20 protein-coding genes are annotated in these 16,659 nt (G+C 70.4%); 14 read left to right on the forward strand and 6 right to left on the reverse strand.

Annotated features, from left to right (window positions below; all coding sequences use genetic code 11):
- Positions 1-27: 27 nt before the first annotated feature.
- Both OG580_RS16080 and OG580_RS16085 read right to left on the reverse strand, forming a co-directional pair.
- Complete coding sequence (locus OG580_RS16080; protein ID WP_267044362.1) at positions 28-1,350, reverse strand: hypothetical protein; 1,323 nt, start codon at positions 1,348-1,350, stop codon at positions 28-30.
- A 70-nt stretch (positions 1,351-1,420) separates the two neighbouring features.
- Complete coding sequence (locus OG580_RS16085; protein WP_267044363.1) at positions 1,421-1,930, reverse strand: SigE family RNA polymerase sigma factor; 510 nt, start codon at positions 1,928-1,930, stop codon at positions 1,421-1,423.
- Between the two features lie 141 nt (positions 1,931-2,071).
- Here OG580_RS16085 and OG580_RS16090 point away from each other — a divergent pair, with 141 nt between their 5' ends.
- Both OG580_RS16090 and OG580_RS16095 read left to right on the forward strand, forming a co-directional pair.
- Positions 2,072-2,464, forward strand: a complete 393-nt coding sequence (locus OG580_RS16090; protein ID WP_267044364.1) for a DUF6479 family protein — start codon at positions 2,072-2,074, stop codon at positions 2,462-2,464.
- A gap of 98 nt (positions 2,465-2,562) precedes the next feature.
- Positions 2,563-3,486 (forward strand): sigma factor-like helix-turn-helix DNA-binding protein, encoded by a 924-nt coding sequence (locus tag OG580_RS16095; RefSeq protein WP_267044365.1) that lies wholly within the window; start codon positions 2,563-2,565, stop codon positions 3,484-3,486.
- 15 nt (positions 3,487-3,501) lie between these two features.
- Here OG580_RS16095 and OG580_RS16100 read toward each other — a convergent pair whose 3' ends face one another.
- Positions 3,502-4,200 (reverse strand): pyridoxamine 5'-phosphate oxidase family protein, encoded by a 699-nt coding sequence (locus OG580_RS16100; protein WP_267044366.1) that lies wholly within the window; start codon positions 4,198-4,200, stop codon positions 3,502-3,504.
- A gap of 234 nt (positions 4,201-4,434) precedes the next feature.
- Here OG580_RS16100 and OG580_RS16105 point away from each other — a divergent pair, with 234 nt between their 5' ends.
- A complete protein-coding gene (locus tag OG580_RS16105) occupies positions 4,435-5,361 on the forward strand; it encodes a hypothetical protein (protein WP_267044367.1) in 927 nt (308 codons plus the stop codon).
- Between the two features lie 109 nt (positions 5,362-5,470).
- Entirely contained in the window at positions 5,471-5,857 is a 387-nt protein-coding gene (locus OG580_RS16110) for a hypothetical protein (RefSeq protein ID WP_267044368.1), read from the forward strand.
- 283 nt (positions 5,858-6,140) lie between these two features.
- Here the strand turns inward: OG580_RS16110 and OG580_RS16115 are convergent, their stop codons facing one another.
- Complete coding sequence (locus OG580_RS16115) at positions 6,141-6,905, reverse strand: hypothetical protein (protein ID WP_267044369.1); 765 nt, start codon at positions 6,903-6,905, stop codon at positions 6,141-6,143.
- 329 nt (positions 6,906-7,234) lie between these two features.
- Between OG580_RS16115 and OG580_RS16120 the strand changes: the two genes are divergently transcribed.
- Entirely contained in the window at positions 7,235-8,212 is a 978-nt protein-coding gene (locus OG580_RS16120) for a hypothetical protein (RefSeq protein WP_267044370.1), read from the forward strand.
- A gap of 60 nt (positions 8,213-8,272) precedes the next feature.
- On the forward strand, positions 8,273-8,821 hold the full coding sequence (locus OG580_RS16125) for a hypothetical protein (RefSeq protein WP_267044371.1): 549 nt from the start codon (positions 8,273-8,275) through the stop codon (positions 8,819-8,821).
- Between the two features lie 111 nt (positions 8,822-8,932).
- Here the strand turns inward: OG580_RS16125 and OG580_RS16130 are convergent, their stop codons facing one another.
- Both OG580_RS16130 and OG580_RS16135 read right to left on the reverse strand, forming a co-directional pair.
- The gene (locus OG580_RS16130; protein ID WP_267044372.1) at positions 8,933-9,610 is read right to left on the reverse strand and encodes an ATP-binding protein; all 678 of its coding nucleotides are present in this window, start codon (positions 9,608-9,610) and stop codon (positions 8,933-8,935) included.
- Positions 9,607-10,365: a GntR family transcriptional regulator gene (locus OG580_RS16135; RefSeq protein WP_267044373.1), complete on the reverse strand. Its 759-nt coding sequence runs from the start codon at positions 10,363-10,365 to the stop codon at positions 9,607-9,609. Before OG580_RS16135 ends, OG580_RS16130 begins: the two co-directional genes overlap by 4 nt.
- A gap of 463 nt (positions 10,366-10,828) precedes the next feature.
- Between OG580_RS16135 and OG580_RS16140 the strand changes: the two genes are divergently transcribed.
- The 8 genes from OG580_RS16140 (at position 10,829) to OG580_RS16175 (ending at position 16,594) form a co-directional block, all read left to right on the forward strand.
- Entirely contained in the window at positions 10,829-11,095 is a 267-nt protein-coding gene (locus tag OG580_RS16140) for a DUF6284 family protein (RefSeq protein WP_267044374.1), read from the forward strand.
- On the forward strand, positions 11,092-11,430 hold the full coding sequence (locus OG580_RS16145) for a hypothetical protein (RefSeq protein ID WP_267044375.1): 339 nt from the start codon (positions 11,092-11,094) through the stop codon (positions 11,428-11,430). The genes OG580_RS16140 and OG580_RS16145 overlap by 4 nt, the downstream gene beginning before the upstream one ends.
- Positions 11,427-12,434: a DUF2637 domain-containing protein gene (locus OG580_RS16150; RefSeq protein ID WP_267044376.1), complete on the forward strand. Its 1,008-nt coding sequence runs from the start codon at positions 11,427-11,429 to the stop codon at positions 12,432-12,434. The genes OG580_RS16145 and OG580_RS16150 overlap by 4 nt, the downstream gene beginning before the upstream one ends.
- Positions 12,431-12,766, forward strand: coding sequence for an RRQRL motif-containing zinc-binding protein (locus OG580_RS16155; protein ID WP_267044377.1), 336 nt, complete (start codon positions 12,431-12,433; stop codon positions 12,764-12,766). Before OG580_RS16150 ends, OG580_RS16155 begins: the two co-directional genes overlap by 4 nt.
- Before the next feature lie 68 nt (positions 12,767-12,834).
- Positions 12,835-13,290: a hypothetical protein gene (locus OG580_RS16160; RefSeq protein WP_267044378.1), complete on the forward strand. Its 456-nt coding sequence runs from the start codon at positions 12,835-12,837 to the stop codon at positions 13,288-13,290.
- A gap of 18 nt (positions 13,291-13,308) precedes the next feature.
- Positions 13,309-13,878, forward strand: a complete 570-nt coding sequence (gene traA / locus OG580_RS16165; RefSeq protein WP_267044379.1) for a plasmid transfer protein TraA — start codon at positions 13,309-13,311, stop codon at positions 13,876-13,878.
- A gap of 15 nt (positions 13,879-13,893) precedes the next feature.
- Positions 13,894-15,933, forward strand: a complete 2,040-nt coding sequence (gene traB / locus OG580_RS16170) for a plasmid transfer protein TraB (RefSeq protein ID WP_267044380.1) — start codon at positions 13,894-13,896, stop codon at positions 15,931-15,933.
- Between the two features lie 169 nt (positions 15,934-16,102).
- Positions 16,103-16,594 (forward strand): hypothetical protein, encoded by a 492-nt coding sequence (locus OG580_RS16175; RefSeq protein ID WP_267044381.1) that lies wholly within the window; start codon positions 16,103-16,105, stop codon positions 16,592-16,594.
- Positions 16,595-16,659: the final 65 nt, after the last annotated feature.

The raw sequence follows: 16,659 nt of genomic DNA on the forward strand, positions 1-16,659 counted from the left end.
TCCCCTGCTCCCCCGTCGACTCGGGAGTCACTTCATGGGGAGCTTCTGCCACTTCGGGCTCAGCGCGATGGCCTTCAGCTGCTCTATCGTCAGCGCGGGCTCGGCGCGGGTGGCGGGCTCGTGCTGCGCACCGGTGTTGAAGCCGGAGACGACGACCCGGAAGTCCTTGGGCGTGATGGTGTCGGCGGTCCACATGACGACACCGGAGCCGCCCTTCTCGCCGGGCACCTTGGTGAGCTTGACCTTGCGGCCGTCGGGCAGGGTGGTGACGTCCCCGCTGCCGAAGATGGCGTCGGCCGCGCCCTTCATGTTCGGCTGGACGTTGATCTGGACGAAGCTCTTGCCCTTGCCGTCGTCGACGACCACGAAGCCGTACTCTCCCTCGCCGCCCTTGTCCGTGACCTTCAGCCCCTTGGGCAGCAAGGAGCGCAGGGTGGCCTGGACCGCGTCGCCCTCCGGCCCGACGGGCCGCTGGGCCTTGCCCGGGGAGGCCTTCAACGGCTCGGGCGTGGGCAGCTGGCGGAGCAGAGGGCGCCAGCCTTCGGACGTGACGAGGGCCTTCAGCTGGGTGGCGGTGAAGGGCGGGTTCTCGCGGCTGATCGCCGCGCCCTTCTCGCCCGCGGCGTTGTACTCGCTCGCGTCGACCAGGAAGCCGTCCTTGGTGAGCAGGACCGCCCGCCAGTTCTTGGTCTCCTCGCGCTTGTCGGGGTACACGTACCCCTGGATGACCATCAGCCGGTCACCGCCCGGCAGCGTGCCGCTGGTGCACTTGTCGAAGGGGACGTGGACCCTGCTCGGGCACTCGACCTGGCCCGAGCCGGCCTCGCCGTCGCCGCCGGCGGCGCGGTAGAGGCCGACGGAGACGGCCGCCTTGCCGCCACCGTCGTCATAGACCCCGAGGGCCGCGTGACCCTTGCTGTCGAGGTTCTCGAACTGCCACTCCCCATCCGGGGTGTTGGCCTTGATCACGGCCGCGATGTCCTTGACCGGGATCTGCGCCTGGGGCATCTGCGCCTGGCGCCGCTTCTCCGCCTGGCTCGGCTCGGTGGTAGCGCTGGTCGGCTTGGGAGCCGCGGCCACACCGGCGGCCGTCGCCTTGCCGCTGGGGCCGAGCAGCGACCCGCCGTACACACCGCCGATGCCGACGGCGGCGAGCGCGAGGGCGCCGCCGGTCACCGCGAGGCGGCGGCGCACCAGGCGGCGCCGGCCTCGGGTGAGTCCGCCCGCGACGAGCTCGCGCCGGTCGTCGACAGCGAAGCCTTCGCCGGTGCTGCGCAGGACCGCGCCGAGCTCTTCCTCGAAGCCCTCGTGCGGGGCGCCGTCGTGCAGGGAACCTTCGTTCTGAGGCATGCCGAAATCACCGTCTCCGGTCCGTGGGTCGTGAGAAGTCTGATGGATGAGAGCCCTGCGGGGCTCCGGGTCAGCGGGTGGCGAACTCCGCGATGTTGCCGCCGAGCCGTTCGCGCAGCTTGGTCAGTGCCCGTACGGAGCGGGTGCGGACCGCCGCCGAGCTGACGTGCAGGGCGTCGGCGGTCTCCTCGACGCTGCGGTCCTCCCAGTACCGCAGCACCACGACCGCCCGGTCCTTGGGCGCGAGTCCGGCCAGCGCGTCGAGCAGCGCGATCCGGAGCGCCGGGTCCTCGCCGTTCTCGGGGGCGCGGTCGGGGAGCTCGCCGAGGGGGCGCTCGGTGGCCGAGCGGCGCCTCTGGTGGCTGAGGAACGTGCGGACGAGCACGGTCTGGGCGTACGCGGCGGGGTTGCCGATCCGTGCGATGCGGCCCCACAGGGCGTACATCCGGCCGAGCGTCTCCTGCGTGAGGTCCTCGGCGAGATGGGTGTCGCCGCTGGTCAGCAGGCATGCGGAGCGGAAAAGATGCCCTGTGCGTGCGGAGGCGAACTCCAGGAACTCGTCCGCGCGGGACTTTCTCATGCCCCTCCTTTCCCTCGCGGTCACGTGGTGTGGTCGCCGTACACCTCATTGACGCGACGGGGGCGCGGAAATGTTTCAGGAAATCTCGACGGGATCCCCGCCCAACGAGTCCGAAGAAGCGGAATCGGGTAATCCTGAAGTATGAACACTCTCAGCGCAGCAGAGGTCCTGGCCGCTGGGGTATGGCAGTCAGGCCTGGGACAGGTTCTCGGCGGGCTCGTCATCGTCGCCGTACTGATCGGGGCCGTCTGGCTCGGCTTCCGGGTCCGCGACCGCGAGTCCGACACACCGAAACCGGAAGAGCAGCCGCACCGGCCGGAGACCGACCAGCTGCCCGGCGAGATGACCGAGTACCGCAGGCCGGCGGTGATGCCGCAGACCGACGGCGAGCACCGCCTCATGCCGTACCAGCTCAAGGGTTCCGGCACGTCGGGCACCGAGACCTCACCGGACCCGCCGAGCGAGGAGAAGCGCAAGTGGGGCGGCATCTCCAGCGGCGGCTTCGGCAGCGGAGGAACCGGCCACGGCGACTGATGCCGAAGCGCACTTCCCCCTGGTGGTCGCGCCGGGGTGTCCCGGAGGACGCCCCGGCGACGGCCTGACCCTGCCTCGCCTCACGGAGGTCACGACCCGTGGATGACGACGACGTCCTCGCCGCTCCCCTCACGGACGAGGCCGCTCCCTTCAAGGACCGGGAGGACGGGCCGCGCCTGCGGGCCGTCGCGTACCGGCTGCTCGGCTCGTTCACCGAGGCCGAGGAGGCCGTACGGGAGACGGCCCGGCGCCTGGCCGACAGCGGCCCCGCCACCGCACCGCCCGGACGGCTGACCGACACCCTGGCCCGGATCTGCCTGGAGCGGCTCCGCACCCGCGAGACCCACCGGTCGGCGCCCTGGGACCCGTGGGACCCCTGGACCGCCGGCGCGCCCGGTGAACCGCACCGTCCCGAACAGGTCACCGACCCCGAGCAGCGGGCCCTGCTCGCCGACGCGCCGAGCCCGGCCCTCCTGACGGCCCTGGACGCCCTCACGCCCTCCGAACGGCTCGCCTTCGTCCTCCACGACCTCTTCGACATCCCGTACGAGGAGATCGCCCCGGTCCTGGAACGCACCCCGGTCGCCGCCCGGCAGCTGGCCACCCGGGCCCGACACCGGGTGCGGGGCACCGACGAGATGCCCGAACCCGACCCGGCGCGCCAGGAAGAGGTCGTCGCGGCCTTCCTGGCGGCCTCGCGGGACGGCGACCCCGAGGCGCTGCTCCCGCTCCTCGACCCGGACGTGGCGCTACGGGCCGACACCACCGCCGTACGGACCGGGGTGACGGCCGCGCACGGGGCGCGTCCGGTGGCGCGAGCCCTCGCCGGGCCGACCCGGGAGGCCCGGCAGGCCCTGCTGGACGGGGCGGCGGGCCTGGTCCTGACACGGGAGGACCGACCTCACACGGTCTTCGCCTTCACCGTCCTGGACTCCCTGATCACCTCGGTCGACGCCCTGGCGGACGAGGACCACCTCAACCGCCTGGACGTCCGCCTCCGCACGGAGAACACCCCCGCCTGAAACAGCCGGGACCCGTCACTCCCCGACCGGACGCCCCGCGCGCGAGGCGACATGCGCGGGCGGGGCGAAGCCCTCGGGGAGGACCGGATCGGTGACCGGCTCGCCGAAGGTGGTGACCACCGGCAGGACCCCCGCCCACAGCCCGAGCGCCGCGTCCTCGGAGTCACCGTCGTCCGGCGGCCCGCTGCGGGTCTTCACCGAGGCCTCGGTGAGGTCGAGCGCGAGGACGGCGGTCGCGGCGAGCTCCTTGCGGCTGGGCTGCCGTACGTACTCCCACTGACCGGGCGAGCTCTGCTCGGTGAGCGCCCGCAGCGCGCGCAGCTTCTCCTCGGGGTCGGTCACGAGCCGGGGTACGCCGTAGACCATCGCGCAGCGGTAGTTGACGCCGTGTTCGAAGACGGACCGGGCGAGGACGAGCCCGTCGACATGGGTGACCGTGACGCAGACGGTGGTGTCGGGCGCCTGGACGAGGCTGCGGCCGGCCACCGAGCCGTGCAGGTAGAGCCGGTCGCCGTCGACTCCGTACGCGGTGGGCACCACCATCGTGGTCCCGTCGACGGGAACGCCGAGGTGACAGAGGAAGCCCGCGGCGAGCACGGCGTCCAGGTCGGCACGCCGATGGCTCCCCTTCTCCCGCATCCGCCGCAGCCGCGTCCGCTCGGTGACGACCAGCTCCTCGCCCGGATCCCCGACGCCTTCTGCGGTGGTGCTCATGGTGCCCCCTCGTTCCACGTAACGACTGCTCGTGGTGTTGTACGGGCTCCCGCCCCGCCCCCGCCACCCACGCCCACCAGTCGGAACGCCCGCGACACCGCGCCGCTGTCCGGGGGCTTCCCCCTGCCCGGCGAACCGTCCGAGGGCCTCCGCAGCGGACTTGCCCTTCAGGGCACCCGATCGGCGGTAGCCTGACGCCCGGTCAGTTCGACTGCCCAGGGGAGGGAATACGGCATGGCCGTAGCCATGTACCGAGCCGTCCTGCTCAGGCGAAAGAACGCGCAGCGCAACGAGAAGCTGGGTGTCCGCCGCAAGAAGCTCGACCGGCACATCGTCCAGGAGAGCGCGGCGCAGGAGCAGCAGCGGCAGGCCACGTACGACCAGGCCCTCGTCCCCTTCCGGGACGCCTTCGCGCGGCTCAAGCGGGTGGATCTGGCCGACCTGACCCCGGTGGACCCGGCTGGGCACTCCACGGCCGAGGTCGAACTGCAGGAGATACAGCGGCTCGCGGTGTCCGCGGTCGGGTCGCTCATCGGGGCCGGAGCCGCCGGAGCGGGCATCGGCACGGCCACCTACCTGGCCGTCGGCGCCTTCGCCACCGCGTCCACCGGCACCGCCATCTCCGGGCTTTCCGGGGCCGCCGCGAGCAGCGCCACCCTGGCCTGGCTGGGCGGCGGTTCACTGGCGGCGGGCGGCGGCGGAATGGCCGCCGGGACGATGGTCCTGGCCGCGGCTGTCGCCGTCCCGGCGCTCGTCGTGGGCGGCGTCCTCCTCGAATGGCAGGGCCGCTCGGCCCGCGAGGACCAGGAGAAGGTCGCCGAGGAACTGGACGCGGCGGAGTCCGAACTGACCGAGTCCCGCCGGACCCTGTCCGAGGTGTTCCAGCGCAGCCGGGAGATCCGCCTCGTACTCAAGGACCTCTGCGCGGCCATGGAAGAGCGGCTTCCGGCCTTCACGGCACTGGTCGCCGACCATGACGACCACGGCGTGTACGACGCGCGGCAGCGAGCCCAGGTCAAGGAGATCTTCGATCTCGCCTGCACGACGGTCACGGTGATGGCGGCCCCACCGGCCGGAGAGGACGGCCGGGTCGGCGAACTGTCCGGCCGCGTCGTCGCGGACGCCCGCGCCCACCTTGCCGGACTGGCCTCCGCCGCATGAGCCGTACGGTCCTGCCCGGCGCCTCCGACCAGGCCGCCTGGACGGTCGCGGACGCCGCCACCCGCCGGCTGGCCGAGGCACCGTCGAGACGCTGCGCACCCGGGAGACGGTGGAGCGGCTGGCGCGCCGGTACGTCGACATCGGCAACGCCCAGCGTGCCGGACACCTCTTCGAGGTCCAGCACGCGCTCTCCTTCAACCAGAACGCGATCCGGGCCGGCGCATCGGTCCGGGCCGTGGTCACGGAGTGGGCCGAAGGCGGCTCGCAGACGGCCCCGGCCGCCCTGGGCCCGACGACGCACGCGTCGGCCGTCGTGCTGCCCGGCCTGAAGGACGTACGGGAACGACTCGCGGGCACGGATCCGGCTGCCGCGCTGTCCGGGCTGGCGACACTGACGGCTGCGGAGGCCGGCCGTCCCGTCTTCCTGACACCGGAGGAGTTCGACGCCTGGATGGCGTCCGAGGATGCCCCACTGGTCCTCGACCCCAACTGGTGAAGGGACGCGGGCACTCCCCGACGGCGTTCCCCTCACCCGGCGCACACTCCGGGCATGAAAAAACCCCAGGTCACGGCGAGTGAGTCCTGGGGTAATTCCGAGCCGCCTTCGGGATTCGAACCCGAGACCTACGCATTACGAGTTGTCCGATCTCGTTCCGGGGGCGTCCGTAGACGTACGCGAGAGAGATTTCATCGCAGGTCAGCGGCCTCAAGGACCTCCCCGCACAGGGGTGGACGTCCACGGAATAGGGGCTCTCTGAGACCATAACTGAGACCACCAGTCAGCCGCCTCCCCCCAACATCCCGGCAATACCCTGACCGAGCTGGGCGGCGCTCTGCCCACTCGACAGCAAGCCCCCGAGGTCCCTCGCAACGGTCATGAGCTTGCTCCAGAGTCCCTGCTTCAGGTTCTCTTCCGCCCCCATCCCGTGGGCGGATCCAAGGAGCGCGAAGAGCGCGTCCCCGAGGGGCTCCGTGCCAGCGAACCGAACATCGTGCACCGCCTGCAACAGCGTCGTGAGGTGCGCCAGCATCGCGCGCTTCACGGGCGCTGGAAGTTGCGCCTCTGCGATGCCTTCCATCAACTCATTGATCAACCCCGCGATCCTGGCCAAATCGTCATCCGAGATGACAACTTCCGGTACAGCCCGGTGCAGCTCGTACGAGCAGTACCCAAGACCGGTGATGGCACCAGACCGAGGCACGTCGGCACCGGGAGCGAAGGCTGTGAACATGGCGTGCAAGGACTGCCTAGAGGCAACCTGAGCCATGCCGTTCTCAATCTCATCCAGGTGCTGCTGCAGAGTCTCCTTGTGATCATCATCGACAGAGAGGAGTCGCACCTCCTCCCGAACCCGGACTGGAAGATCGACAACGAGACCGACGATGGACATCTGCCGCGCCCAGCTAGCTCCCGGGTCCACTAGATCAACGATTGCGTCCCAAGCCAACGTCTGCTTCTGCTGTTGCTCTCCGGAGGTAGCCGCGTGCAGAGCAAGGAGGAGGTCGCGCAGTCGTCCTGCGGGGTTGTCCAAGTAGTCCGCCATGAGATCACGCTAATGCTCATCGCCAACGCCCACGGCTGAAACACGTGGCAAAGGCAGCAGACTAGCGACGCCGCCGGGTCGAATCCTGGTGACCACCCCCCCCCATGCGAGGGCTCTGGGCAACGGCAAGGCGGCTCTGATGCTCTCTCGTTTCCCGAATCCCGAACCGTCCCTGGGCTGGCGGCCGCACGATGGACGGCATGGCAACAGTGGAGAGTGCACACGAGGCTTCGGAGTCTCCGCCCGGGTTGGCGGCTCGGGCGCGAAGTGGAGCAGACAGCACACGGGCCCGGGTTGCAACACGGTGGCGCCGTCCGGCACTCAAGCGGGTGAGGGATGCCGCCAAGGGGATCCACAAAGACACGGTCGGCGTCACAGCGGTGCGGGAGAGATTGGGTGTCGCACGGCCCATATCTGTGGGGGTGCGGGAGTTTGTTCGGGCGTTCTACCGAGCGCGGCGGGTTCCCAGCCCGTTCAAACGCATGGCGGCGCTGTACGCGGTTGCGGCGAGCTTCGTGCTCATAGCGAATGTAGTGCGGGCTGCTGTACCGATGCTGCCGGGGCATGTGCAGCGGCTGGTCGAGCGGTTCACTACCAGCATCGCGGAGGCGCCGGCACTATACGTGCCGCTCCAAATCGCCGGTGCGGCCACGGCCACACTCTTCGCACTGGGGATGGTGTACCTGGTCTGGCTGTTCGCGGTGAGGCTCGTCTCCTTCGCGCTCCTACGGGAGGGGCGCGCGTTCCGCCCCGTCGTGGCGGCGGTGCGTGCGGTCAGGGCTTGCGGGGCCGTGTACGGCACAGCTGGCCTGCAGCGGACCACGGAGCTTTGGTGGCTCGCCGTGTCCATGAAGGTCGTCAGGAGGGAACTCCGCCGTGCGCACCGGGTCCGAGGGAGCCTGCCCCGCCGCGGTGGCCGAGTGAACGTGGTGCGGGCCCACGTGCGGAGCGTCGTGAAATGCCTGGACGCGGCTGAGGCACGAGTCGACGTGGACGGGGACTCGGCTCTCCCCGCACTCGTCGTGCTCTTGGACCAGGTCGCCGACCGTTACGCCGACGGCCGGCTCGGAGCGCTCCTCGATGCGGAGATGCTCAAGGACTACCCGCCCGGGCGGGACTGGGAGGCGTTGCGCCTTGCGTTGCTCGCCGTGGTCATTGGGCTTGGGGCGGTAGGCGCGGGACTTCTCGCGCTTTCGGACCCGGTGACGGCAGTCCTCATCGCGAGCGTCGGCGTGCTGGGGGTTTCCTTGCTCTACCGCCACAACCTGAAGCAAGGGATCGATCTCCTCGGGCTGTGGCCGCAGTGACCAATCGCTTCTTGTCTTGCGGCCGACACCTGCAGTCGAGAGTGCGACAGACTCCCCCTCATGGATGACAACGAGGCGACTGAAGCTGACCGTACCTCTCTCGAAGCAGCGCTAGGTCGCATGGTCTACATGGCGGCCACGGTCGAGATGGTCGTTGAAGTCACAGGCAGCCTCATGGCTGTCGGCGAGGCCGAGACTGAGGCGCTGATGGGTAATACCATCGGGCCATTGGCGAAACTGACTCTGAGATACGCGGAGAGGGCAAGCCATCTCGACGCCACCATGCTGGCGGCCCTGGAGTCGATCCTTGCTGATGTGAAAGTTGGCATGGACAACCGAAACGCATACGTTCACGGGTCCTGGGGCACGATAGATGGCGCTCTCGTGGCGATGAACAGCAAGGGATTCACGAAGGTTCCTGGCGGCTTTCGAATCAAACCCCTGAGTATGCAGCATCTCGACCAGCTCACGGCCGAATTGGAGGAACTTCGGGAGCGCATGCTCGTGTGGTGCAATCGATCGTTCGACCTCCAGCGCCCGGACCTTGTAGCCAAAATCGAGGGTCTTGAGCCGGACGATGCGCCGCCATATCCGGCGCCAGCGGTCTAGTCGTTCTTGGGTTCCAAGACCGACGGTGGGTTCGCGCTGATACAGCGGCTCATCCAGGCTCACCCGACGGGTACCGCCCCGCTGGCCTGGGCGCCTGTGCCCCCTAGAGCCTCAGGGGCGAGTGGCGTCCAGGGCTGCGATTACGGTCTCAGGGTCACCGTTGTACAACAGGTGCGGTTCATCGGCCTGAGGGGGGATGAACCGGGTGCGGTATCGCTGCAGGTCACTCTCGGAGAAGTAGATAGAGTTCGGATCATTCGCGTGGAACTCGTTTCGCGTACTGATCCGCGCCCACAGCTCGTCATGGCTGGCTGCGAGGTAGACGAGTACAGGGGTCGCGTCGGCGTCGATGGAGATCGCTATCCACTTTGCTCGGTCCTCCGGGGTCCAGAAGCCGTGGTCAACGACGACATCGTGCCCTGCCTTGAGCTGCTCCCTAAGATCGGCCGCCACGTCTTCCAGTACCGGCCGCTCAAGGGTGGGGAAGACGCCCCGGGGGAAGTCCACCCCGTAGACACCATGCCGGCGGAACATCTCTTCGTCCGGGCACAGCCGTACGAACCCGCGAGCGGTGAGCGCGCGGGAAAGCGTGGTCTTGCCAGAGCCGGGGAGGCCGGCCATCAGGACACAGAACGGCGGGTACGGAGGCATTGGTCTCGTCAGGGTCTGGGAGATGGCAGCCACCTCCGCTTCGGCTTCGGGCGCGATTGTGCCAGCTCGGTGGGCTGCTAGCAGTACCCCGAGACGGTTTTCGAGCACGCTCGCGAGCGTGTCATCCATGAACGTCACGTGGAGACTTCCGACTCCGTGCGGCATGAACGGCCAGGGCCCCCAAGGTCGACGCCGTACTCCACGACGTTGCCTTCGCTGTCGACAAACTTCGCTGTCATCACGACCACTGGCTCCGCCGGCAGGTTGTCGAGGTCAAGCTCCAAGAGCCGCGCGTATTCCGGAGTCAGCAGGGAAGCCGATGCGGTGTCGATGCGGTGACTGATCGGGTGGCCCGTTGCCTCGGCAATGAGCTGGAGCGAGGTTCCCCCCGCCAGGCGCTCACTCTCAGCTAGCTGAGGAATCAGCTTGCCGTACCGAGCGGGAATCCACGACGTGCTGTGAGCGACGATCCCATGCCGGTCCCTGTACACACGGCTACGGCGGACCACGGCGGAGTCAGGCTGGATATCCAGCGCTTCCGCCACTTCAGCGGGTGCAGGCACTACGGCCGCCCGATGGGAGTCGGACCTTTCGCCATCCCCCCAGCTCGACCCGGTACGACGACTCCGGTCCTGCCGCTGGGATCCCGAAGACATCGGAGACGGCTGGTCCAAGACTTCAGTCCCGATGCCGTGGATGCCTCGGACAAGGCCGTCGTTGCGCAGCTTGCGCAAGGCCTTCTCGGCTGTCGCGGTGCTCACCTTCCACTCTTCCGAGAGGTTCTTGATGCTCGGCAAGAGGGTTCCCGGCTGCAGCTGACCGGACGCGATCAGCTCCGTGTAGTGGGCGGCGATTCTCGCGTAAGGCGCCCGATTGTCGGTCTGGCCTGCCATGTTGCCCGCTCCCTGTCGACACTTCCCTTAGGTTCCCTAGCTTACCGCTTGACACCGCAGGGAACCCTAGGGAACCTTAGGGACGTGCCCGCCAGTCGATTCATGACAAGCGGCACCCGGTTTCAAGTACCCAGCCATGCCTATCGGTTCGGGATAGCCAAGCTCCTTGCTGGAGGTGGGCCCCGCGCGCTCGTTGATTGAAAACTGAACAGAGTGCCTTAAAGGAAACACGGCCACCACCTCACCTGTGGTGGCCAGCGCGGCCAAGATCCGCGCATCCAACCTCTTCGCAGCCTGACGGGCTGCGGCCGGCTGCCTCCTCCGCCCGTCCGGACCCCGCACGGGTGTCGTACGGGCGGAGTGGCAGGGAGCCGGATTTCTGGTTCTAACGGCGAGAGCCCCCGGAGGTGCAACTCCGGGGGCTCGGTTCGGGCCGTTCCCGCATGGAAGGGAGCACGACCCAATGTTGTCCATCGCTGCACTTCAGGCCGTTGTTACGGCCACCCCGTTCGATGGTGATCCGTCGGACGCGGAGCTGGACGCGATCGAGACCGAGATGCCGCTGATCCTGGCGGACGTCGAGCTGCTCGACGCGGTGATCAAGACGCTGGACCGTCCGGTCGCGAAGCTGGACGAGCGGCGGATCCGCCGGGCCCGCAACCGGGTCGTGGCGGCCCGCCGGGACCTCACGAACCGCACCGGCCTGACGCTGACGGACGGTGCCGCGTGAGGGCCCAGACGCTGGCGGACCTGTCCGCCCCCCTGCTCGCGCTGCGGCTCCTCGGCGCCGAGTTCGGGCACCTGCCGGCGCCGACCGTGGAGGTCTCGCCGATCTACCCCGGGCGGCTGGAGCTGACGTTCCACGGCGACTTCGCCGCCTTCGAGGCGTGGCGCGAGGCCCTGAGCATCGCCCCCGAGGGCGTCGTTCACCGTGTTCAGGTCGGTGGTCAGACCGGTGTCCTGCGCGTTTACGCGACGTTCGCCGGGGCCGAGCTGGAGCTGATCGGCTACGCGAAGGTCCCGGCCGCCGAGCCGGTCCTGGCGGGGTCGGGGGCGCCGTCGTGAACGGTGTTCAGATCCGTTCAGCGGAGCGCGCCCTGTCGGTGGGCACGTGGCTGATCGTGTCCGGCGCGATGCTCTACTCGGTCCTCACGGTCACCCCGCTCATGCGGGCCCACACCGCTGATGAGTGGGACTGGACGGCGCCGATCCTGCCGCTCGTGGTGGACGCGGCAGTCGTCATCGTCGTCCGCCTCGACTCCGTCCTGGCCCGTCTCGGCGGGCACGGCGGCAGGTGGCCGGTCGTACTGCGGTGGATGACCGGCGGCATGACCCTGGCACTGAACGTCGCGGACTCCGCCCTGAGGAAAGACCTGGTCGGCGTCGCGGTCCACGCGGTGGCGCCGCTGCTGCTGATCGTCACAGCCGAGACCGGTCTCGCCTACCGCACGGCGATCACGAACGCGCTCACGGCCATCCAGGAGCGTGAACGCGCCGAGCGGGCCGAGCGCGAGAAGGCCGCTGTCGAGCGTGCCGACGCTGCCGAGAAGCGAGTCCGTGAGGCGCGGGAGTTCGAGGCCCGGATGGCGCGTGAACAGCGCGAGCACGAAGCCTCCCTGGCCCGTGAACAGTCCGATCGGGAAGAGCGCGCACGGCGTGAGGAGCGCGAGCGGGCCGAGGCCGTCGAGAGGGCGGAGCGGGCCGAGCTTGAACGCGCTGAGCGTGAGCGTGAACAGCAGTGCATCGAGCGTGAACGCCGTGAACGCGAGGCCACCGCGCGTATGGAGAAGGAGCGTCGGGAGCGCGAGGAGCGGGCCCGCCATGAACGGCGCGAGCAGGCCGAGCGCGCCGAGCGTGAACGCGCTGAACTCCTCGCCGCCGGCCCCGCGTCGGGGAAGCAGTCCGAGGAGCAGGCACGCAAGACCGTGGCCACCGCCTACGCGGCGGGGGTCCCGGTCCGGCAGACCGCCGAGCTGTGCGGCTGGTCGATCGGCTGGGTCTCCACCCGCTACCAGGAACTCCGCGACAACGCCCCCGCTGCCCGCGCCCTTGAAGGAGCCGCGCAGTGAGTACGGTCCCGATCTACCGCTGGCGGTTGGCCCCTGAGGGGCTGGCGACGCTCCGGCAGCTCCGGGCACGGGGCCTCCGCCCAGGCGGTCAGCCGGTCGTGGCCCAGCTCGAACGCCCCCGCCGCCGGCGTGGCCCGTTGGTCGCGTTCCTCTACCGCGTCGACCTCGCAGTGCCGGTCCGCCCCATGACCCCTGCGAAGCGGGCGGCCCTGGAGCGGGCGAACGCGGCCCGGCGGATCTGCCCGGAGTGCGGGCGGGACGCCGGCTACCGGATCCCGCCCTCCCTCGGCATGTGCGTCCCGTGCGCGGACACTCCTCAACTCGCGCCTTGACCTGGAGGTTTGCTGTGTCCCGTCGTTCCCGTTCCCGCACGGTGAAGGTGCCTGCGGGTGCCACGACCGTGCGTATCCCGAGGCAGCGCGGCTTACGGCCGCACGCTGCCCCGGTCGTCGTCCTTGTCCCCGAGGAGCGTCCCTCGCTCACCTCCCGGGCCGCGTGGGCTGTGGGGCGCTGGCTGTGGCGTCACCGCACGGTGTGGGCGCCGTCCGGTATCGCCGTCGGTGTCTTCGCCGCCGTGGCCGCCGTGCACGTGATCGCCCCGTGGATGGTCTGGGTCCTCGCCGCCACCACGCTCACGCCCGCCGCCGGGCTGTGGTGGTGCCGCCGCAAGTACCCCGAGGTCTTCGCCCAGCGCCCCGCCCGCCTCGCCGCCCTCGCCGCTCTGGCCACGGCGGCGCTGGGCTGGGCCGCCGGCACCGTGCACTTCGGCCCGCTCACCGTCCCGCTGGCCTGGGTGTGGCTGCTGCTCACCGCCACCGCGCAGGTCTTCTGGCTCGTCGTCCGCCGCTCCCACTGAACCTGAGGAGTTCCCGTCATGGCACAGATCCCCAACGGCCGGCGCGCCTCGCAGCCCCGGCCCAACACCCCCCGCTCGAACGGCAACAAGTCGGACAAGTTCGCCAACTTCGGGGCCGCCGCTGGTGGCTTCGCCGGTGCGTTCGGCGGCTCGTTCGTCCCGCCGGTCAACGTCACGGTCAACCGCACCAACAACGGCTCCCGGGGCTCCGGAGGTGGCGGCCGTCCGCACGCTCAGGCCCTGATGCCCGAGCCGGACTTCAGCTCTCCGGCGCAGGTGCGGAACTACTGCAACACGCTGCGGGCCGCCGCCGTCACCTTGTCGATCGAGGTCGCGATGGGCGCGGAGATCCTCAAGAGCGTGCTCGCGGCCGTCCCGGATCCGGAGGGCCGGATCGGTGGCTCGCGTATCCGGGCCGCGAAGGTCGCACGCAAGCTCCAGAAGTCCGCCGACGAGCTGCGCAACGCGGCCAAACTCGCCGCCGCCGCGTACGCGACGTTCCAGCAGGAGTACCAGGAGGAGATCAACCGTGTCCGCCACCGCGCCCGGCCCCGGCAGGCGACGCGCATGGACTGGGCCCAGCAGTAGGAAGGGAGAACGGCCATGGGACGCAAGAACATCGAGGTACTGGACGACGACCTGCGCGGGTCCGACGGCGGGAGCGTCGGCCGCTATCTGCTGCACCGGGCCAAGCCGCACCTGCCGCCGTGGCTCGGTGTCGCGGGCACCGGCCTCGCCGGAGCGCTGGGGCACCTGCGGTGGGCCGACAGCTCCGCCGCCGGCGTGGGGCTGACCGTCGCGTCGGTGGCGCTGACCGGCGCTACCTGGTGGATCGGGAAGAACACCTCTCAGCAGCGCAGGCTCCACTCCGCCATCACCGTGGCGGCGGGGTCGGCGTGGCTGACGGGCGCGTGCCTGGCCGGGCCGGCCGCCGGGCCGCTGGACGACCTGTTCCTGATGGGCGGCCCCGTCATCGCCCTGACGTGGAACGTCCGTATGGTCATGCGCCGCACCGACGGCGCCGCCCCGAGCGGGGATAAGGGGCTGCTGGAGAAGGTGGGGCTGGCCCGGGCGGCGATCGGGGCGGCGAAGATCGAGCCGAACCGGGTGACCGCTTCGCTCGCGCTGGAGCCTGGCGAGCAGACCAACGACGACGTCACCAAGATCCTGCCGCGCCTCGCCTCGGCGCTGGACCTGCCCACCACGGCGCTGCGGTACATGCCGGACGCCGGATCCGCGCGGCGGGGTGAGCTGGTCATCGTCCCCGAGGACATGCTCGCCGAGGTCGTCGAGTACGACGGACCGTCCCAGCTGGGCGGCTCGATCGCGGACCCGCTGGTGATCGGCCGGTACGACGACGGCTCCCCGCTGATGCTGTGGCTGCCGGGTGACCCGGAGGTGGGCCGCAACGCCACGCACGTGCTGATCGCGGGTGGCACCGGCTCCGGCAAGGGCGACGGCGCGCTGAACGTCCTCACGGAGATCGTCTCCCGCACCGACGTCAACGTCTGGCTGTCCGACCCGAAGTCCTTCCAGGACTTCCGCCCTCTCCTGCCTGCGTTCGACTGGGCGGAGGAGGGCGGAGCGGGTACGGAGGCGATGGTTGCCGCTCTCCAGGCGGCGATCCCCGCCCGGACCCGCTGGCTCGGCGCCCACCGCTACCGCCAGTGGCTCCCCGAGACCGCCCAGCAGCAGACCGACCCGGCGCACTCCTGCCGGAGTGACGGCACCGCGTGCGGCTGCCCCGGGATGCCGTACCTGGTCGGCTGGTTCGAGGAGGCCGCGAACACCCTGCGGAACCTGGGGGACGACGCGTTCACCGGCATCGCCCAGGAGGCCCGCGCGGCCGGCGTCTCGCTGATCGTCTCGCTCCAGCGCCCCAGCTACGACCAGATGAGCACCAGCACCCGCGCGTCTCTGCCGTCCGTGATCGCGTTCGGCTGCGACGCGCGTGACGAGGGCTTCGCGCTCCCCGAGACGGTCATCGACTCCGGCGCCCACCCCGGGGCATGGGGCAACCGCCGCCCCGGCTACTGCTACGTCGTCTCCCCGGGCGTCCCCGAGGACCGCTACCCCGCCCCCGGCCGCACCCGCCGGTTCACCTCCGCTTCCATGGACGTGATGGAACTCCTCGCGGACTGGGCCGCCGAACACGGGCCCGCGATGGACGCGGTGACCATCCGGGCCGCAGAAGGCACGGTCGGCAACGCCTACACCAAGCGCCGCCGCCACACCCCCGACAACCCCGCCGCCCAGACCGGGCCCACCGGCCCGGCCGTCGTGGAGGAAGACGAGGACATGACCAAGGGCCCGTTCACCGACCCCGAGGACATCGACATCGACCCCGAGGCCGACCTCCCCGACGACGAAGCGGGCGACGACGAGCCGCTGTTCGGTACGGACACCGGCCGCAAGCCCACCCCCGACGAGGCCCGCCTCCTCCTCGCCCAGGCCCTCGAAGACTTCGAGGACGAGGGCCGGATGATCGTCGGCCCGCGCGACTTCACCGACTGGTGCGACACCCACGGCTACAGCCGCCCCTGGGTCTCCGCCCGCCTCAAGGACGCCGCCCTCGACGGACGCCTCGCACCCACCGAGCAGACCGGCCGGTGGCGGATCGTCCCCGTCCTCGCCGCCGCCTGACACCCGCGTGACGCCTGACACCGTCACGGGCCCCTGACACCCAAACCCTCAGGCAGACAGGGGTGTCACGCGCCCCTGACACCACCGCGTGACACCCCTGACACCCGCGCCCACGGGCCCGTGACACCCACCCGTCGCGGGCCCGTGCCGTACCTGCGAGGACGCACCCATGGCCCACCCCGAGCAGCCGCCCGCCCCCGTCGTCCACTACCCCATCCCCCTCCACCACCCGGCCGCCGGCGCCCCGCTCGCCATCCCGGCCGCCGGACTCCCGGCCGTCCAGAGCGTCCAACTCCCCGACGGCCGCATCGTCACCGGCTACACCCTCACCCCCGCCTCACCCCACCCGGCACCGGCCACACGGCCCGTACCGGCATGGGCCAAGACCACGGCCCTGCTCGCCCCCACCGTCGGCGGCGGGATCTCCGCCGCCGGCATCGGACTCTCCTACGCCGCACCGGGACTCATCGCCATGAGCCACGCCCTCTGGTCCGCCGCCGCCCTCATCGTCGCCGCCGTCATCGCCGTCCCCGTCCTCATCCGCACCGCCCGCCGGGCAACCGGCAGCAGCAGCGGGACGGGATCGACGACCCACATCACCCAGAACATCACCGCGACCGGCCTCTTCGGCCGCGCCAACGGAACCATCAACCACCACTGACACGCGGAAGGGCGGCCCCCGTCTCGCCAAAGTCCGGGGCCGCCCTCACTCCTGATCTAGCTGAC

The organism is Streptomyces sp. NBC_00094 (genome assembly GCF_026343125.1).
Taxonomy (GTDB): domain Bacteria; phylum Actinomycetota; class Actinomycetes; order Streptomycetales; family Streptomycetaceae; genus Streptomyces.